General features: G+C 65.3%; 15 protein-coding genes and 1 tRNA gene. 3 read left to right on the forward strand and 13 right to left on the reverse strand.

Features of this window, described 5'->3' with window-relative positions:
* Positions 1-60: 60 nt before the first annotated feature.
* The 13 genes from nuoF to J8I33_RS05230 form a co-directional block, all read right to left on the reverse strand.
* A complete protein-coding gene (gene nuoF / locus J8I33_RS05170; RefSeq protein WP_017331620.1) occupies positions 61-1,383 on the reverse strand; it encodes an NADH-quinone oxidoreductase subunit NuoF in 1,323 nt (440 codons plus the stop codon).
* Positions 1,380-1,865: an NADH-quinone oxidoreductase subunit NuoE gene (nuoE, locus tag J8I33_RS05175; RefSeq protein ID WP_050016470.1), complete on the reverse strand. Its 486-nt coding sequence runs from the start codon at positions 1,863-1,865 to the stop codon at positions 1,380-1,382. The genes nuoF and nuoE overlap by 4 nt, the downstream gene beginning before the upstream one ends.
* A 182-nt stretch (positions 1,866-2,047) precedes the next feature.
* A complete protein-coding gene (locus J8I33_RS05180; protein ID WP_034184888.1) occupies positions 2,048-3,301 on the reverse strand; it encodes an NADH-quinone oxidoreductase subunit D in 1,254 nt (417 codons plus the stop codon).
* 9 nt (positions 3,302-3,310) lie between these two features.
* Entirely contained in the window at positions 3,311-3,913 is a 603-nt protein-coding gene (locus J8I33_RS05185) for an NADH-quinone oxidoreductase subunit C (protein ID WP_006478264.1), read from the reverse strand.
* Between the two features lie 21 nt (positions 3,914-3,934).
* Positions 3,935-4,414 (reverse strand): NADH-quinone oxidoreductase subunit B, encoded by a 480-nt coding sequence (locus tag J8I33_RS05190; RefSeq protein ID WP_006398799.1) that lies wholly within the window; start codon positions 4,412-4,414, stop codon positions 3,935-3,937.
* Between the two features lie 62 nt (positions 4,415-4,476).
* Positions 4,477-4,836, reverse strand: a complete 360-nt coding sequence (locus J8I33_RS05195; protein ID WP_006398798.1) for an NADH-quinone oxidoreductase subunit A — start codon at positions 4,834-4,836, stop codon at positions 4,477-4,479.
* Between the two features lie 153 nt (positions 4,837-4,989).
* Positions 4,990-5,074: transfer RNA gene (locus J8I33_RS05200), tRNA-Leu, on the reverse strand.
* Between the two features lie 110 nt (positions 5,075-5,184).
* Positions 5,185-5,562: a preprotein translocase subunit SecG gene (gene secG, locus J8I33_RS05205; protein ID WP_124594808.1), complete on the reverse strand. Its 378-nt coding sequence runs from the start codon at positions 5,560-5,562 to the stop codon at positions 5,185-5,187.
* Between the two features lie 72 nt (positions 5,563-5,634).
* Complete coding sequence (gene tpiA / locus J8I33_RS05210) at positions 5,635-6,390, reverse strand: triose-phosphate isomerase (protein WP_209933745.1); 756 nt, start codon at positions 6,388-6,390, stop codon at positions 5,635-5,637.
* Between the two features lie 140 nt (positions 6,391-6,530).
* Positions 6,531-7,550 carry an NAD(P)H-quinone oxidoreductase gene (locus tag J8I33_RS05215; RefSeq protein ID WP_175977639.1) on the reverse strand — a complete coding sequence of 340 codons (1,020 nt, stop codon included), beginning with the start codon at positions 7,548-7,550 and terminating at the stop codon, positions 6,531-6,533.
* 148 nt (positions 7,551-7,698) lie between these two features.
* Positions 7,699-9,846, reverse strand: a complete 2,148-nt coding sequence (gene pnp / locus J8I33_RS05220; protein WP_050016459.1) for a polyribonucleotide nucleotidyltransferase — start codon at positions 9,844-9,846, stop codon at positions 7,699-7,701.
* Positions 9,847-10,136: 290 nt separating this feature from the next.
* Positions 10,137-10,406 carry a 30S ribosomal protein S15 gene (gene rpsO / locus J8I33_RS05225; protein ID WP_006398792.1) on the reverse strand — a complete coding sequence of 90 codons (270 nt, stop codon included), beginning with the start codon at positions 10,404-10,406 and terminating at the stop codon, positions 10,137-10,139.
* A gap of 107 nt (positions 10,407-10,513) precedes the next feature.
* The gene (locus J8I33_RS05230) at positions 10,514-11,773 is read right to left on the reverse strand and encodes a branched-chain amino acid ABC transporter substrate-binding protein (protein WP_209933747.1); all 1,260 of its coding nucleotides are present in this window, start codon (positions 11,771-11,773) and stop codon (positions 10,514-10,516) included.
* Positions 11,774-11,939: 166 nt separating this feature from the next.
* Between J8I33_RS05230 and J8I33_RS05235 the strand changes: the two genes are divergently transcribed.
* The 3 genes from J8I33_RS05235 to J8I33_RS05245 all read left to right on the forward strand — a co-directional run bounded on the left by J8I33_RS05235 (position 11,940) and on the right by J8I33_RS05245 (position 15,068).
* The gene (locus tag J8I33_RS05235; protein WP_209933748.1) at positions 11,940-12,452 is read left to right on the forward strand and encodes a hypothetical protein; all 513 of its coding nucleotides are present in this window, start codon (positions 11,940-11,942) and stop codon (positions 12,450-12,452) included.
* A gap of 380 nt (positions 12,453-12,832) precedes the next feature.
* Positions 12,833-13,480 carry a carbonic anhydrase gene (locus J8I33_RS05240; RefSeq protein WP_209933751.1) on the forward strand — a complete coding sequence of 216 codons (648 nt, stop codon included), beginning with the start codon at positions 12,833-12,835 and terminating at the stop codon, positions 13,478-13,480.
* Between the two features lie 37 nt (positions 13,481-13,517).
* The gene (locus J8I33_RS05245) at positions 13,518-15,068 is read left to right on the forward strand and encodes a SulP family inorganic anion transporter (RefSeq protein ID WP_209933753.1); all 1,551 of its coding nucleotides are present in this window, start codon (positions 13,518-13,520) and stop codon (positions 15,066-15,068) included.
* Positions 15,069-15,115 lie beyond the last annotated feature (47 nt).

The following is a 15,115-nucleotide window of genomic DNA, read 5'->3' on the forward strand; positions in this document are numbered from 1 at the left end:
TCCGCCCGTTCGCGCCTTCGCCCGACCGTGCGCTCAAATTCCGCAACCGGGTGTTTCGCTTCAGGCCGCCGCAGCCGAAGCCACATGCGGCGCGTGACCGCCGACCATGCAATGCTTGTGCTCGACGTGGTACGCGAATTCGTCCCAGTAGTGCTTGAGCATCCCGCGAACCGGCATCGCCGCCGCATCGCCGAGCGCACAGATCGTGCGGCCCATGATGTTCTCGGCCACCGAGTTCAGCAGGTCCAGATCTTCCTGGCGCCCTTCGCCGTGCTCGATACGATTCACGACGCGATACAGCCAGCCGGTGCCTTCACGGCACGGCGTGCACTGGCCGCACGATTCCTCGTAGTAGAAGTACGACAGGCGCAGCAGCGAGCGCACCATGCAGCGCGTCTCGTCCATCACGATCACCGCGCCGGAACCGAGCATCGAGCCCGCCTTCGCGATCGAATCGTAGTCGAGATCCGTCTGCATCATGATGTCGCCCGGGATCACCGGCGCCGACGAACCGCCCGGAATCACGGCCTTGATCTTCTTGCCGCCGCGCATCCCGCCGGCGAGCTCCATCAGCGTCGCGAACGGCGTGCCGAGCGGCACTTCGTAGTTGCCCGGACGCTCGACGTCGCCCGACACCGAGAAAATCTTCGTGCCGCCGTTGTTCGGCTTGCCGATCTCGAGGTAATTCTGCGGCCCGATGGACAGCAGGAACGGCACCGCGGCGAACGTCTCGGTGTTGTTGATCGTGGTCGGCTTGCCGTACACGCCGAAGCTCGCCGGGAACGGCGGCTTGAAGCGCGGCTGGCCCTTCTTGCCTTCGAGCGACTCGAGCAGCGCCGTTTCCTCGCCGCAGATGTACGCGCCGTAACCGTGGTGCGCGTGCAGCTGGAACGAGAATTCCGAGCCCATGATGTTGTCGCCGAGGAACCCGGCCGCGCGCGCTTCATCCAGCGCGGCTTCGAAGCGTCGATACACTTCGAAGATCTCGCCGTGGATGTAGTTGTAGCCGACGGTGATGCCCATCGCGTATGCGCCGATGGCCATGCCTTCGATCAGCGCGTGCGGGTTCCAGCGCAGGATGTCGCGATCCTTGAACGTGCCCGGTTCGCCTTCGTCCGAGTTGCAGACGAGGTACTTCTGCCCCGGGAACTGACGCGGCATGAAGCTCCACTTCAGGCCGGTCGGGAAGCCCGCACCGCCGCGGCCGCGCAGGCCCGACGCCTTCACGTCGGCGATCACCTGCTCGGGCGGAATCTTTTCTTCGAGAATGCGGCGCAGCTGCTTGTAGCCGCCGCGCGCAACGTAGTCTTCGAGGTGCCAGTTCTCGCCGTTCAGACCAGCGAGGATCAGCGGTTTGATGTGACGGTCGTGGAGGGACGTCATTTCGAGAGCTCCTCAAGCAGCTGGTCGATCTTCTCGCGGCTCATGAAGCTGCACATTCTGTGATTGTTCACCAGCAGCACCGGCGCATCGCCGCACGAGCCCATGCATTCGCCTTCCTTCAGCGTGAACCTGCCGTCGGGCGTGGTCTCGCCGAAGCCGATGCCCAGCTTCTGTTTCAGGTAGTCGGCAGTCGCTTCCGCGCCGCCGTGCGGGCCGAGCTGGCACGGCAGGTTCGTGCAGAGCGTGATCTTGTGCTTACCGACCGGTTTGAGCTCGTACATCGTGTAGAACGTCGCGACTTCCTGCACGGCGACGGCCGGCATGCCGAGATAGTCCGCGACGAACTGCATCAGTTCGGGCGACAGCCAGCCATGCTCTTCTTGAGCCACGGCCAACGCCGACATCACGGCGGACTGTTTCTGATCGGCGGGATACTTCGTCAACGCTCGATCGATTTCCTTCAGGCCTTCAGCTGAGATCATTTTCAGACACGACTCTTTCAATTCCTACCGAACGAACAACCTGCCGCACACTGGGGTGCATGGACGGCAGACCTGGCGCTCACTCTGTTGACAGCTTGCGAAGCCGCGCCGGTTCGGCGCATACCGCTTGTGACTTCGCGTGCGACTGACTGCTCGCCGCCCGCGCGCGGGCGGCGCAACCATTAGCGATCGATTTCGCCGAACACGATGTCCTGCGTACCGATGATCGTGACGGCGTCGGCGATCATGTGACCGCGCGCCATTTCGTCGAGCGACGCCAGGTGCGCGAAACCCGGCGCGCGAATCTTGAGGCGATACGGCTTGTTGGCGCCATCCGACACGAGATAGATGCCGAACTCACCCTTCGGATGCTCGACCGCCGCGTACGCTTCGCCTTCCGGCACATGGAAACCTTCGGTGAAGAGCTTGAAGTGGTGAATCAAGTCTTCCATGTTGGTCTTCATGCCGACGCGCGACGGCGGGGCAACCTTGTGATTGTCCGTCATCACCGGGCCCGGATTCTTGCGGAGCCACTCAATACACTGTTTCGCGATGCGGATCGACTGGCGCATTTCTTCGACGCGCACCAGATAGCGGTCGTAGCAATCGCCGTTCACGCCGACCGGCACGTCGAAATCCATCCGGTCGTACACTTCGTAGGGCTGCTTCTTGCGCAGGTCCCACGCGATGCCCGAGCCGCGCAGCATCGGGCCCGTCAGGCCCATCTGCAGCGCACGTTCCGGGCTCACCACGCCGATCCCGACCAGACGCTGTTTCCAGATCCGGTTGTCGGTCAGCAGCGTTTCGTATTCGTCGACGCACTTCGGGAAGCGCGTGAAGAAATCGTCGATGAAGTCGAGCACCGAGCCGCTGCGCGCCTCGTTCATCTTCGCGAGCGCCTTCTCGTTGCGAATCTTCGACGCCTTGTATTGCGGCATTGCGTCAGGCAGATCGCGATAGACGCCGCCCGGACGATAGTAGGCCGCGTGCATCCGGGCGCCGGACACCGCTTCGTACACGTCCATCAGGTCTTCGCGTTCGCGGAACGCGTACAGGAACACGGCCATCGCGCCGACGTCGAGCGCATGCGCGCCGATCCACATCAGGTGGTTCAGCACGCGCGTGATTTCGTCGAACAGCACGCGGATGTACTGCGCGCGCTCCGGCACGTCGATGCCGAGCAGCTTTTCGATCGCGAGCACGTAGCCGTGCTCGTTGACCATCATCGACACGTAGTCGAGACGGTCCATGTACGGCACGGACTGGATGAAGGTCTTGGATTCCGCGAGCTTTTCGGTCGCGCGGTGCAGCAGGCCGATGTGCGGATCGGCACGCTGGATGACTTCGCCGTCGAGCTCGAGCACGAGGCGCAGCACGCCGTGCGCTGCCGGGTGCTGCGGGCCGAAGTTGAGCGTGTAGTTCTTGATTTCTGCCATGACGCCCCCTTAATGTTTCAGACCGCCATAGCGATCCTCGCGGATCACGCGCGGCGTGATTTCGCGCGGCTCGATCGTCACCGGCTGGTACACGACCCGCTTCTCTTCCGGGTCGTAACGCATTTCGACGTAGCCCGACACCGGGAAGTCCTTGCGGAACGGGTGACCGATGAAGCCGTAGTCGGTGAGGATGCGGCGCAGGTCGGGGTGGCCTTCGAACACGATGCCGTACAGGTCGAACGCTTCGCGCTCGTACCAGTTCGCCGAGGTCCAGATGTCGACCAGCGACGCCACGATCGGCAGATCGTCGTCCGGCGCGAACGCGCGCAGGCGCAGACGCCAGTTGTTCGTGACCGACAGCAGGTGCGACACGGCCGCGAAGCGCGGGCCGTCGTAGGCGCCGTCGCCGAAGGTCTGGTAGTCGACGCCGCAGAGGTCGATCAGTTGCTCGAAACGGAGCTTCGGATCGTCGCGCAGCGTCTTTGCGACTTCGAGGTAATCGCTCGCCTTCACGACGAGCGTCAGTTCACCGATCGCTTCGGTGAGGCTCACCACGCGCGCGCCGAGCGCGGCTTCGAGGTTTGCCTTCAGGGTCTCGATTTTGCTTGCCATATTGAGGGGACGCTCGGGGCTTTATTGACGGGCGATGGTATTGGTGCGGCGGATCTTCGCCTGAAGCTGGATCACGCCGTAGACCAGCGCCTCGGCCGTGGGCGGACAGCCCGGCACGTAGACGTCGACCGGCACGATCCGGTCGCAGCCGCGGACCACCGAGTACGAGTAGTGGTAGTAACCACCGCCGTTCGCGCACGACCCCATCGAGATCACCCAGCGCGGCTCGGCCATCTGGTCGTACACGCGGCGCAGCGCGGGCGCCATCTTGTTGCACAGCGTGCCGGCGACGATCATCACGTCCGACTGACGCGGACTCGGACGGAACACGACGCCGAACCGGTCCAGATCGTAACGGGCGGCGCCCGCATGCATCATCTCGACGGCACAACACGCGAGCCCGAACGTCATCGGCCACAGCGAGCCGGTACGCGTCCAGTTGATCAGCTTGTCAGCCGTCGTGGTGACAAACCCTTCCTTCAAGACCCCTTCGATACTCATTTGCTTTCCACTCCAGACGAGCGACCGAGCGTGGCCGCCCATGCAAACCGGCGATTAACCCATCACTCCCAGTCGAGGCCGCCTTTCTTCCAGATATAGGCAAAGCCCAGCAGGAATTCGAGCAGAAAAATCATCATTGCGATGAAACCCGGCCAGCCGATGTCCCGGAGCGCGACGCCCCACGGGAACAGGAATGCGGTTTCGAGATCGAAGATGATGAACAGGATGGCGACGAGGTAATACCGAACGTCGAACTTCATCCGGGCGTCTTCAAAGGCTTCGAAGCCGCACTCGTACGGTGCGTTCTTCTCGACGTCCGGCTTGTTGGGACCAAGGAGCTTGCCGATGCTGACCAGCGCTATACCTAAACCAGTGCCCACGAGGAGGAACAACAAGACGGGGTAATAGGCTGCGAGGTTCAAGGCAATCCTCTATCGGTTGGTTCTGAGCGTCCGGAGAATACCACTTCCGGCGGAAGGAATCATTTCGGAGTACAGGCGATCGCAAGACAACCGCAAGCCCACCCCAGAAATGAAAAATGCCAGCCACTAGAAGCGGCTGGCATTGAGTAACTTTGGTGCCGACGGCGAGACTCGAACTCGCACAGCTTTCGCCACTACCCCCTCAAGATAGCGTGTCTACCAATTTCACCACGTCGGCACTGCATGCAACTCGGGTTGTGCTGCTTGTTCCCGCGAATCGCTTCAAGAATTAAATTCTAACCCGAGTTCCGGATTTGTTCAACGCACAACCGCAAAAAAATTAACTTTTTATTTCGGGACATCCTGGCCCGGCGCGCTTGCGGCCGAAGCGGCTGCGGCGGACGCCGCGACAGCCGGCGCCGATGCGGCGGGCGCCGATGCCGGCGCGGTCGCTGCCGTGCCGAGCACGCCTGCCGACGGCGTCGACTTGTACGAACCGAGGTACGTCAGCGCGAGCGTCGCGACGAAGAAGATCGCCGCGAGAATGCCCGTCGTGCGCGACAGGAAGTTCGCCGAGCCCGTCGCACCAAACAGACTGCCCGACGCGCCGCTGCCGAACGCGGCGCCCATGTCGGCACCCTTGCCATGCTGCAGCAGCACGAGCCCGATCACACCGAGCGCAGACAGCACCTGCACCACAATAATCAACGTCTTGAATAACAGCATCACACCCACCCGATTGGATCGGGCGACCGGACCGACCGGCCGCCGTCATGGTTCAATTCGATCTCGGACCGCTCAACGCGCGGCCCGGCAGATCGCCAGGAAATCTTCCGCCTTCAGCGACGCGCCGCCGATCAGGCCGCCGTCGATGTCCGGCTGAGCAAACAGCTCTTCCGCGTTGTCCGGCTTCACGCTGCCGCCGTACAGCACGGACACGTCCGCCGCACCCTTCGCCGCGAGACGCGTACGCAGGAACGCGTGCACGTCCTGCGCCTGCGCCGACGTCGCGCTCTTGCCCGTACCGATCGCCCAGACCGGCTCGTACGCGACGACGATGCGGGCAGCTTCGTCAGCCGTCAGCACGGCCAGCACCGCGTCGAGCTGCGCACCGACGATCTGCTCGGTCGCACCCGATTCGCGCTCGTCGAGCGTCTCGCCGACGCACACGACCGGCGTGAGGCCTGCCGCGAGCGCGCGTTGCGCTTTCGCGGCGACCGTCTCGCTGCTTTCGCCGTGATACGCGCGACGCTCCGAATGGCCGACGATCGCATACTGCGCGCCGAACTCCGCCACCATCGCGGCCGCCACCTCGCCGGTGAACGCGCCTTGCTCGTGCGCGGACACGTCCTGCGCGCCGAACGCGACACGGCCACCGCCGAGCTGCGCCTGAACCTGCGCGAGATACGGGAACGGCACGCACACGCCGACCGACGTTTCAGCCGCCACCGCGCCCGCACCCTGCACCACTTCGTTCAGCAGCGCCTGGTTGCCGGCCAGCCGGCCGTGCATCTTCCAGTTGCCGATCACTCGCTTTGTTCGTTGTTTCGACATCGTGTCTGTCTCGTCACTATCTTGTCATTAACGTGCCGGAACCCGGCCGTCAGGTTGGATCTGGCGAAGCAAACCCGCGATTTTACTGCGCGCGGCTTGAACCGGTCAAACCGCGTATGTCAAGCCCGCTGCGCGGGCCGTCACGCGTTCGTACCCCAATCGAGCACGATCTTGCCGATGTGCTCGCCGCTTTCCATCAGCGCATGCGCTTGCGCAGCCTCGCCGGCCGGCAGCACACGATAGATCACGGGCTTGATGCGACCGTCGGCCAGCAGCGGCCACACGCGCGCCTTCAACTGCGCGGCGATGCGCGCCTTGAACTCGACCGGGCGCGGGCGCAGCGTCGAGCCCGTCACCGTCAGCCGGCGGCGCAGGATCTCGTTCAGGTTGACCTCGGCCTTCGCGCCGCCGAGCAGCGCGATCAGCACGAGACGGCCGCCGTCCGCGAGCGCGGACAGCTCGCGCGGCACGTACGAGCCCGCCACCATGTCGAGGATCACGTCGACGCCGCGATCGTGCGTCAGCGACTTCACGACCTCGACGAAGTCTTCGGTCTTGTAGTCGATCGCGCGCTCGGCGCCGAGCGCCTCGCACGCGCGGCACTTGTCGGCGGTGCCGGCCGTCGCGAACACGCGAAAGCCGAGCGCATGCGCGATCTGGATCGCCGTCACGCCGATGCCGCTCGAGCCGCCCTGCACGAGCAGCGTCTCCTGCTCGCCGCCCTCGCCCGCGCCGAGCTGCGCACGGTCGAACACGTTGCTCCACACGGTGAAAAACGTTTCGGGCAGCGAGGCGGCCTCGATATCGGTGAGGCCGTCCGGCACCGGCAGGCACTGCGGCAGCGGCGCGACCGCATATTCGGCATAGCCGCCGCCCGCGAGCAGCGCGCACACGCGATCGCCGAGCTTCAGGCCGAACGGGTTCAGCGCCGCATCGGACACGTCGCCGCCGACGATCTCGCCCGCGACCTCGAGGCCCGGCAGATCCGACGCACCCGGCGGCGGCGCATAGGCGCCCTTGCGCTGGAATACGTCGGGCCGGTTCACGCCGGAAGCCGCCACCTTGATCAGCACTTCGCCGCGCTTCGGTTCGGGGCGCGGACGCTCCGCGAGCTTCAGCACGTCGGGGGCGCCGAATTCGGTGATTTCGATGGCTTTCATGGTGAGAATCGCTCCAGGATCGGAATCGGATGGCACGCCCGTGCGCACGGCGCGGACGCCTCGCCGGCGCTGCTGCGCCGCACAACGATGCTACAGAAAAAACGGCCGGCACGCTTTCGCACTGCCGGCCGTTGGTCCGCCTGTCCGCTTACTGCTGCGGCGGCGTATCCGACTGCGCTGCCGCCGCTGCTTCATTCAGCAGCGCCTTGGCCGACAGACGCACGCGCCCCTTCTCGTCCGTCTGGATCACCTTGACCTTCACCTGCTGACCTTCCTTCAGGTAGTCGTTGATGTCCTTCACACGCTCGTTGACGATTTCCGAGATGTGCAGCAGACCGTCCTTGCCCGGCAGCAGGTTCACGATCGCACCGAAATCGAGCAGCTTGAGCACCGTGCCTTCGTACACCTGGCCGACTTCGATTTCAGCCGTGATCTGCTCGATGCGCTTCTTCGCTTCGGCCATGCCTTCGCTGCTCGTGCTCGCGATCGTCACGACGCCGTCGTCCGAGATGTCGATGGTCGTGCCCGTTTCCTCGGTCAGCGCGCGGATCACCGAACCGCCCTTGCCGATCACGTCGCGGATCTTTTCCGGGTTGATCTTGACCGTGATCATGCGCGGCGCGAATTCCGACAGTTGCGTGTTCGCACCCGACACCGCCGACGTCATCTTGCCGAGGATGTGCATGCGGCCTTCCTTCGCTTGCGCGAGCGCGACCTGCATGATTTCCTTCGTGATGCCCTGGATCTTGATGTCCATCTGCAGTGCCGTCACGCCTTGCTCGGTGCCGGCCACCTTGAAGTCCATGTCGCCGAGGTGATCTTCGTCGCCGAGGATGTCGGTCAGCACCGCGAACTTGTTGCCTTCGAGGATCAGGCCCATCGCGATACCCGCGACATGCGCCTTCATCGGCACGCCGGCGTCCATCAGCGCGAGGCAGCCGCCGCACACCGATGCCATCGACGACGAACCGTTCGATTCGGTGATTTCCGACACGACGCGGATCGAGTAGCCGAATTCGTCGGCGCTCGGCAGGCACTTGACCAGCGCGCGCTTGGCCAGACGGCCGTGGCCGATTTCGCGACGCTTCGGCGAGCCGACGCGGCCCGTTTCGCCGGTCGCGAACGGGGGCATGTTGTAGTGGAGCATGAAGCGCTCGCGGTATTCGCCTTCGAGCGCGTCGATGATCTGCTCGTCACCCTTCGTGCCGAGCGTCGCGACGACCAGCGCCTGCGTTTCGCCGCGCGTGAACAGCGCCGAGCCGTGGGTACGCGGCAGCACGCCGGTGCGGATCTCGATCGGGCGCACGGTGCGCGTGTCGCGGCCGTCGATGCGCGGCTCGCCGTTCAGGATCTGCGAACGGACGATCTTCGCCTCGATGTCGAACAGCACGTTGCCGACCGTGGCCTTGTCGGCCGCGACCGTACCGGCCGCCAGCGCGTCTTCCTCGAGCTTCGCCGACGTCGCCGCGTAGACTTCCTTCAGCTTCGCCGAACGCGCCTGCTTGTCGCGCAACTGGTAAGCGGCGAGCAGATCGTTCTGCGCCAGCTCGGTCACGCGGGCGATCAGCGCCTCGTTCTTCGGCGCCGGCTGCCAGTCCCACTCGGGCTTGCCGCCGTCGCGCACCAGCTCGTGGATCGCGTCGATCGCGATCTGCATCTGCTCGTGGCCGAACACCACGGCGCCCAGCATCACTTCTTCCGACAGTTGATCGGCTTCCGACTCGACCATCAGCACGGCGCGCTCCGTACCCGCGACGACGAGGTCGAGGCTCGATGCCTTGAGCTGGTCACGCGTCGGGTTCAGCACGTACGCGTTGTCGATGTATGCGACACGCGCGGCACCGACCGGGCCGTTGAACGGCAGGCCCGACACGGCGAGCGCGGCCGATGCGCCGATCAGCGCGGGGATGTCCGCCGGGATTTCCGGGTTCACGGACAGCACGTGGATCACGACCTGGACTTCGTTGTAGAAGCCTTCCGGGAACAGCGGGCGCAGCGGACGGTCGATCAGGCGCGACGTCAGCGTCTCGTGCTCCGACGGACGGCCTTCGCGGCGGAAGAAGCCGCCCGGAATCTTGCCGGCCGAGTAGGTCTTCTCGAGGTAGTCGACGGTCAGCGGGAAGAAATCCTGGCCCGGCTTCGCCGACTTCGCGCCGACGACGGTTGCCAGCACGACGGTGTCTTCGACGTCGACGATCACGGCGCCGCTCGCCTGGCGGGCGACTTCACCGGTTTCGAGGCGCACCTTGTGCTGGCCCCATTGGAATTCCTTCACGACCTTGTTGAACATGGACATGGTTGCTCCTTTGTATTCATGCATTTCATTCGCCGCGCCGGCCATCCCGCGCGGCGGCGTCCCGACCGAATCACCCGGAGCAAGGTGTGTTTTTTATGCCATTCCAGCGCGGCGCTCAAGCAGCGACGCGCTGGAATGACACAAATCCTGCCCCGGTATCGGTCGTGGCGGCGGCCCCGTACGAACGTGCGGGAGCGCCTGCGGTGCGTGTGACGCTACGCACCGCGCAAAAACAAAATGCCTGTATCAGCGGACTGACACAGGCATCTTGCTGGCGGCAATCGCCTCGATTACTTACGCAGACCCAGCTTCTCGATCAGTGCGCGGTAACGGTCGGCATCCTTGCCCTTGAGGTAGTCGAGCAGCTTGCGGCGGCGGCTCACCATGCGCAGCAGGCCGCGGCGGCTGTGGTGATCCTTCGCGTGGGTCTTGAAGTGACCCGTCAGTTCGACGATACGTGCGGTCAGCAGTGCGACCTGGACTTCGGGCGACCCCGTGTCGTTGGTACCGCGGGCGAACTGAGCAACGACTTCCGACTTCTTGATATCTGCAACAGACATGTGATTTCCTTTCTAACTGAACAGGCGGACACGGAAGAATGGCCGTGCCGTGACTTACAACCGGCGCGCATTGTAGCACAACTCGGTGCCGTTCTTGGCGCTTCCCGTCACGGGCGCGTCATCGAGCACGTCGACGGCATCTCCGTGCGTTGCGCCGGCACCGCGAGCACCGTCCGGAAGCCGTAGCCCGATCCCTCGTTGTCGAAGCGCACGCCCGGCGTGCCGGCCTTGTCCATTTCCATCACGTAAAGGGGCTGGATCAGCTGGTGATCCTGCGCGCGCATCCGCGACGCGTGGAAGCCGTCGTCGAACGACAGCCCCTCGAGCGCACGCGCGACCGCGACTGGGTCGGCCGAACCCGCACGGGTCATCGCGGCGGCCAGCATCTGGATCATCTGGCTCATCCGCCGCACCGGGTAGTCGTCCTGGGCGGCCGGAAAACGGGTCCGGAACGCGCGGTAGAACGCGTCGGACGCGGCGCCGCCCGCGTTCGGGTGCCAGTCGGCTACCGCCACGACGCGGCCGACACCCGCGTCGCCCAAGGCCGCCGGCGCGCCGAGGCTGTTGCCGTAGAACGTATAGAACTTGGCGTTGAGCCCCTGTTCGCGCGCCGCCTTCACGAGCAGCGCGAGGTCGTTGCCCCAGTTGCCGGTCACGACGGCGTCCGCGCCGCTCGCGCGGATCTTCGCGATGTACGGCGAGAAATCCTTGATCCGGCCGATCGGGTGGAATTCGTCGCCGGCGATCGTCACGTCCGGGCGCCGCGCGGCCAGCGCCTGCCGCGCGAGGGTGCTGACGTCGTGACCGAAGCTGTAGTCCTGGTTCAGCAGATAGACCTTGCGCAGCGCGCGATCGCGCGCCATCACGTCCGCGAGCGCCGCCATCCGCATGCCGGCATGCGCATCGAAGCGGAAATGCCAGAAACTGCAGCGCGCGCCGGTCAGCGCCGGATCGTCGGCCGAGTAGTTCAGCAACAGCATCCGGTTGTCCGGATCGCGTGCGTTCAGCTTGTCGAGCGCCGCGACGAGCGCGGCCGCGACGGCCGAGCTGTTGCCCTGCGCGACGAAGCCGACATGGCGGTCGGCGGCCGCGCGCAACTGCACGAGCGCCTCCTCAGGGCTGCCCTTGCTGTCGAGCACGACGAGCTCGAGCGGGTGCGCGCCGTCGCGCAGCTTCACGCCGCCCGCCGCGTTGACCTGCTCGACGCCGAAGCGCAGGTTGCGCTCGACCGCCGCGCCCGCGTTCGCGAACGGGCCCGACATCCCTTCGATCAGTGCGATCCGCACCGGCTCGCCGCCGGCAAACGCGGACGACACCAGCATCCACCCCGCGCTCCACGCGAGCGCGCATCGCTTCCATCCGTGCATCGCCAACCTGCCCTTCAATCTGCCCGAGAAGCGCGGATCATAGGCCGCCGCGCCCGCGGCCCGCAAGCGCGACAGCGCGCGATCCGCACCGATTTTTTCCGCCCGATGCGCGATCGCGCGCCGTCCGTGATAAAACGGGACCTGTTTCCGTGTTCTGGAGAATCCGATGCGCTCTCGCATTCCCGCGCGCCTGCCCGTGCTGGTCGCCTGCGCCGCCGCGCTGCTGGCCGGTTGCGCGCAACCGTGGCAGCAATACCAGGCCGGCCAGGACGAGTCGGCGATCGTCGCGCGCATGGGCCCGCCGCGCGAGATCTATGACCTGCCGGGCGGCGGCAAGCGCCTGATGTGGCCGACCCAGCCAATGGGCGAGATCACGGTCGCGGCCGACGTCGACGCGGCCCACCGGATCGTCAACGTGCGCCAGGTGCTGCAGCCGAGCGAGTTCTATCGCGCGGAGATCGGCAAGTGGACGAAGACCGACGTCCTCGTCAATTTCGGACGCCCGGTCGAGACCTCCTACTTTCCGCTGATGAAGCGCGAGGTGTGGACGTACCGGTATCTCGAGGACAACGTCTGGTACATGATGTACAGCTTCTACTTCGATCCGCAGGGCATCCTGCGCACCACGCAGAAAACGCCCGATCCGCTGCACGATCCAGACCGCCGCAACCTGTTCTGACCGATTGCGCATTTACGCACAATTTCCACAACGGCCATTCACGAATTATTGCGTGATGGCCGTTTCATTTTTTCCGCAATCGAATTAATTCTAAAAATCAAGCGGAAATCTTTTCCGGGCGACAGCATTTCGGACCAGTAAAGCGATGTGCCTCGCTGCGTATGAATTCGTCCGAAAACCGCATGCACAATGCATCTCATGCCTTGCATTGGTGCAGCCCGTGCACCGCCCCGAGTTAATTTGAAACAATTTGTTTCAGCACATCCAAAGCGCTAGGGCATACCCCTAATATCAGTCGAAATCGAACCTTTCAATTTAGAAAGCATGTTATTACCCTATTCCGTTCGATATTCATTTCTCTTTAGCAGAAAGGAGTCCTCATGAATCGCCCCAAGAGCATGCTGGTTGCCAACATTGCCTGGGCCCGCGAGACGCGCGAACACACGCCCGGCTTCTTCGACGCGCTCGCGCGCGGCCAGAATCCGCGCGTACTGTGGATCGGCTGCGCCGACAGCCGCGTGCCGGCCGAGACCATCACGCACTGCGCGCCCGGCGAACTGTTCGTCCATCGCAACATCGCGAACCTGTTTCATCCCGACGACGACAATTCCGCCAGCGTGCTCGAGTACGCGGTGCGGGTGCTGAAGGTCGATCACGTGATCGTGTGCGGGCACTACGGATGCGGCGGCGTGCGTGCATCGCTGTTGCCGCCGCCCGCCGACCTGCCGCACGTCGCGCGTCGCATCGCGCCGCTCTGCGCGCTCGCGCGGCGCCATCGCGACACGCTCGACGGGCTCGACGAGATGGCCGCCGCCGACCGCCTCGCCGAGCTGAACGTGCTCGAACAGGTACGGCTGCTGCGCGCGTCGCCGATCGTGCGCGGCCGCGAACGGCCGCCGCTCGTGCACGGCTGGATCTTCTCGCTCGCCGACGGCCGCCTGAAGGAGCTCGATTCCGGCTATGCCGCGCCGCCGGCCGAAGCCGAGCCCGAGTCCGAGCCTGCTGCGACCGCCGTCGCGCTCGGCTGACCCGCACCCTCCTCATGCCAACGAAACCACCCCAACCATGAAACTGAACGAGCGCCTGTCCACCCTGCCGCGCGACATCGTCGCCGGCATCGTCGTTTTCCTCGTCGCGCTACCGCTGTGTCTCGGCATCGCCAACGCTTCCGGCGTCGAGCCGTTCGCCGGGCTCGTCTCCGGCATCGTCGGCGGCATCATCGTCGCGCTGCTGAGCGGCTCGTCGCTGTCCGTCAGCGGGCCAGCCGCCGGCCTCGTCGTGATCGTCGTCGAAGGGATCGCGCAACTCGGCAGCTTCTCCGCGTTCCTGCTCGCGGTACTGCTGTCCGGCGTATTGCAATTCGGCTTCGGCATGCTGCGCGCCGGCCGCTTCGCCGCCTATGTCCCGTCGCCCGTCATCAAGGGCATGCTCGCCGCGATCGGCCTGCTGCTGATCGTGAAGCAGATTCCGTTCGCGTTCGGTATCGGCGGCGCGGCCGCGCAATCGTTTGCGAACTGGCCGAGCCTGCCGGTCGCGTGGGCCGCGACGGCCGTCGCGCTCGCCTCGCTCGCGTTGCTGATCGCGTGGGACACGTCAGCGCTGCGCCGCTTCGCGCTGGTGCGCTCGGTGCCCGCGCCGCTCGCGGTGGTCATCCTCGGTATCGGCGCGACGCTCGTGCTGGGTTTCGTCGCGCCCGCGGTCGCGCCGGGCGCCGCCCATCGCGTCACCTTGCCCGAACTCGGATCGTTCGCGGCCTTCGCCGCCTCGCTCAAGCACGCGGAACTCGGCCCGAACTTCGCGCAACTCGTCAATCCGGACGTGTGGCGCGTCGCGATCACGCTCGCGGTCGTCGCAAGCCTCGAGACGCTGCTGAGCCTCGAAGCAGTCGAGCAGATCGACCCGAAGCGCCGGCCGACCCAGCCCGATCGCGAACTCAAGGCACAGGGCGTCGGCAACCTCGTCGCGGGTGCGGTCGGCGGGCTGCCGATCACGTCGGTGATCGTGCGCAGTTCGGTGAACGTCAACGCGGGCGCGCAAAGCCGGATGTCGGCGATCGTCCACGGGGTGCTGCTGCTCGCGAGCGTGTTCGCGCTCACCGGCCTGATCAACCTGATTCCGCTCGCGAGCCTCGCCGCGATCCTGATCCACACCGGCTTCAAGCTCGCGAAACCCGCGTTGTTCCGCTCGGTGATGAAACAGGGGCCGGCCGCGTTCGTCCCGTTCGCCGCGACGATCGCCGGCGTGCTGACGGTCGACCTGCTGTTCGGCATCGCGCTCGGCCTCGCGTGCAGCGTGCTGGCCGTCGCCGTCGCCAATCTGAAGAGCCCCGTCACGCTCGCGCAGCATGACGACCACTTCCTGCTGTCGTTCCGCAAGGACGTGTCGTTTCTCGGCAAGGTCCAGGTCAAGCATCACTTGCGGCACATTCCGGACCGCGCGGCGGTGATCATCGACGCGACGCGCGCCGACTACATCGATCACGATGTGCTCGAACTGCTTGATGCGTTCGTCGCAGATGCGCCGCGGCGCGGGATCGCGGTGGAGTTCCGCCGGCGCAATCCGGCGCCCCGCCCGGCGACGCGCCGCTGGCTGTTCCGCGCGCCGGCCGCCGAATGAGCGGCCAATGAAAAACGCCCCGGCGGCCGAGGGCCGCACGGGGCTTC

The sequence above is a fragment of the Burkholderia sp. AcTa6-5 genome, assembly GCF_017815075.1.
Taxonomy (GTDB): domain Bacteria; phylum Pseudomonadota; class Gammaproteobacteria; order Burkholderiales; family Burkholderiaceae; genus Burkholderia; species Burkholderia sola.

Coding starts and splice junctions, on each gene's coding strand:
- J8I33_RS05235 (WP_209933748.1), top strand. CDS start 11,940: ATGCGCTCTCGCATTCCCGCGCGCCTGCCCGTGCTGGTCGCCTGCGCC.
- J8I33_RS05215 (WP_175977639.1), bottom strand. CDS start 7,550: ATGAAAGCCATCGAAATCACCGAATTCGGCGCCCCCGACGTGCTGAAG.
- secG (WP_124594808.1), bottom strand. CDS start 5,562: ATGCTGTTATTCAAGACGTTGATTATTGTGGTGCAGGTGCTGTCTGCG.
- nuoF (WP_017331620.1), bottom strand. CDS start 1,383: ATGACGTCCCTCCACGACCGTCACATCAAACCGCTGATCCTCGCTGGT.
- tpiA (WP_209933745.1), bottom strand. CDS start 6,390: ATGTCGAAACAACGAACAAAGCGAGTGATCGGCAACTGGAAGATGCAC.
- J8I33_RS05185 (WP_006478264.1), bottom strand. CDS start 3,913: ATGGCAAGCAAAATCGAGACCCTGAAGGCAAACCTCGAAGCCGCGCTC.
- J8I33_RS05240 (WP_209933751.1), top strand. CDS start 12,833: ATGAATCGCCCCAAGAGCATGCTGGTTGCCAACATTGCCTGGGCCCGC.
- J8I33_RS05230 (WP_209933747.1), bottom strand. CDS start 11,773: ATGCACGGATGGAAGCGATGCGCGCTCGCGTGGAGCGCGGGGTGGATG.
- J8I33_RS05245 (WP_209933753.1), top strand. CDS start 13,518: ATGAAACTGAACGAGCGCCTGTCCACCCTGCCGCGCGACATCGTCGCC.
- nuoE (WP_050016470.1), bottom strand. CDS start 1,865: ATGATCTCAGCTGAAGGCCTGAAGGAAATCGATCGAGCGTTGACGAAG.
- pnp (WP_050016459.1), bottom strand. CDS start 9,846: ATGTCCATGTTCAACAAGGTCGTGAAGGAATTCCAATGGGGCCAGCAC.
- J8I33_RS05180 (WP_034184888.1), bottom strand. CDS start 3,301: ATGGCAGAAATCAAGAACTACACGCTCAACTTCGGCCCGCAGCACCCG.
- rpsO (WP_006398792.1), bottom strand. CDS start 10,406: ATGTCTGTTGCAGATATCAAGAAGTCGGAAGTCGTTGCTCAGTTCGCC.
- J8I33_RS05190 (WP_006398799.1), bottom strand. CDS start 4,414: ATGAGTATCGAAGGGGTCTTGAAGGAAGGGTTTGTCACCACGACGGCT.